The following is a 2,051-nucleotide window of genomic DNA, read 5'->3' as shown; positions in this document are numbered from 1 at the left end:
ATGTATATCAATTTTTAATTAAAAGAGTAAAAATTGGTTTTGTTTTCGATGAAGCACCAGCTTGCAAAAACACAGCTTTAGCTTTACTTAAAAAAGATAATGAAAAATCATTTATTAATGATATGTTTAATCACCAAGAATTTGAAAATACTCTAATTATTGGTGAAAACTATGATGCTTTAAAGAATCTATTAGTGATAGAGAGAGAGAGAGAGAGAGAGAGAGAGAGAGAGAGAGAGAGAGAGAGTCGCTAGCGACACCAATGCATTTTACGATGTAATTTACATCGATCCTCCTTATAATACCGAATCATCTTTGAGCGATGGAAATAGTTTAAAAAATGGCGAAAAAGATGATATCGCAGCTTCAAAATTTATTTATCGTGATAAATTTAGTCGTACTGGTTGACTAAATATGATGAGCGAACGTTTAAGAATGGCAAAGAACCTATTGAAAGAAGATGGGGTTATTTTTGTATCAATTGATGATACAGAACAAGCTTATTTAAAAGTATTAATGGATGAAATTTTTGGGGAGGAGAATTTTGTTGCTAATATAATATGACAAAATAAATATACAATTTCAAACGACAAAAAAAATGGAATAACTATACAAAATGAATATATTATTATGTTTTCAAAAAATGAAAAAACACTTAAATTATTAAATAAACCTTTAAGAGATGAATATATTGATAAAACTTACAAAAACCCAGACAATGATTCAAGAGGTTTATATATGACGGTTCAGATGTTTAAGAAAAAAAATCCAAAATCATATGAAGTTATCTCTCCATCAGGTATTAAATTTAATTTACCATGAAATTTTTCTAAAGAAACATTTTTAAAATTGCAAAGCGATAATAGAATTTATTGAGGCAAAAATAATGATTCTATACCTAGAAAAAAAGTTTTTCTTTCAGAAAGTAAAGGTTCTGGAAATGTAAATTTAATTTGAGATGGAAAAAATAACGGATACACAGCGGATGGAAGTTCATTAATTGAAAAAATTTTAGTTGATAAAAATAAATTTTTATATCCAAAACCTATAACTTTAATAATCCAATTATTAAAAATGTTTGATCAAGATATTCGTGTTCTTGATTTCTTCGCCGGTTCTGGTACCACAGGTCACGCTGTTATGGAATTAAACAGAGAAGATGGTGGAAATAGAACTTTTACATTAGTTACTAATAATGAAAATAACATAGCATATGATGTAACTTATGAAAGACTTTATAGAATAAATAATGGCAAAGGCACAAAAGAAGAATCATTTAAATGACTAGAAAAGAATAAACCTTATAAGCAAAATCTCAATGTTTTTAACATTGAATATTTTGATACAAAACTTTTCGATGACAATGTTAATAATGAATTAATCAAGCAAACATTAATTGACGAATTACAAGACAATGGAATCACAACATTCGCAAAATTTGAAAAGCAACTTTATTTTGACCTAATGTCTTTAAAACCTCTTGATACTGATAAGGAAAATGAAAATGGCGGCAATTAATTTATCGGATGTCCAAGCTAGAGCAGTTAAAGAATTAGTTGAAAAATGTGATTTAAATAATAAATCATCGATTTATTTTAAAGCGCCCACCGGTAGTGGTAAAACATTCATGATTGCTAATGTAATTGATCGATTAATTAAATTACATGGTAATAAGCAAAAATTGTTTTTTATTATTGCAACTTTATCTTCTGGCGAATTACCTAAGCAAATGGAACAAAATTTAAATGAATACAAACATGCTTTATACTCGATTAGAAATATTGAAAGAATAGAATCGCCTAGTATCAATAAAACTAAAAATAAAGATTATGAACCAAGATTAGTTTTAGAACAAAATAAAGTAATGATTTTTGGGTCTTCAACCTTCGGAAAAGGAAGAATCCTTACAGAATATAATTACTTGGAAAACTTTATTGAAGAGATTAAAAATGAAGGCTATAAATTAATCTATATAAGAGATGAATCGCACCACGGGGGTGAGGTTAAAAACAATTTTGTTGATATTGATAGAAATGACTTAAAAAATAAAG

General features: G+C 27.4%; 2 protein-coding genes and 1 pseudogene. All 3 read left to right on the top strand.

Annotated elements, in window-relative coordinates; all coding sequences use genetic code 4:
• A pseudogene (locus tag KQ878_RS03665) lies at positions 1 to 254 on the top strand (hypothetical protein); the annotation flags it as partial.
• 25 nt (positions 255 to 279) lie between these two features.
• A complete protein-coding gene (locus KQ878_RS03660; RefSeq protein WP_216567969.1) occupies positions 280 to 1,518 on the top strand; it encodes a site-specific DNA-methyltransferase in 1,239 nt (412 codons plus the stop codon).
• On the top strand, positions 1,499 to 2,051 hold a 553-nt coding region (locus KQ878_RS03655; protein WP_216567968.1), incomplete at its 3' end, for a DEAD/DEAH box helicase family protein. The genes KQ878_RS03660 and KQ878_RS03655, both read left to right, overlap by 20 nt.

This window comes from Mycoplasma zalophidermidis (assembly GCF_018913985.1).
GTDB lineage: Bacteria > Bacillota_I > Bacilli_A > Mycoplasmatales > Metamycoplasmataceae > Mycoplasmopsis > Mycoplasmopsis zalophidermidis.
The sequence above is the reverse complement of the archived record's forward strand: the minus strand, read 5'-3'. Positions and strand labels throughout refer to the sequence as shown.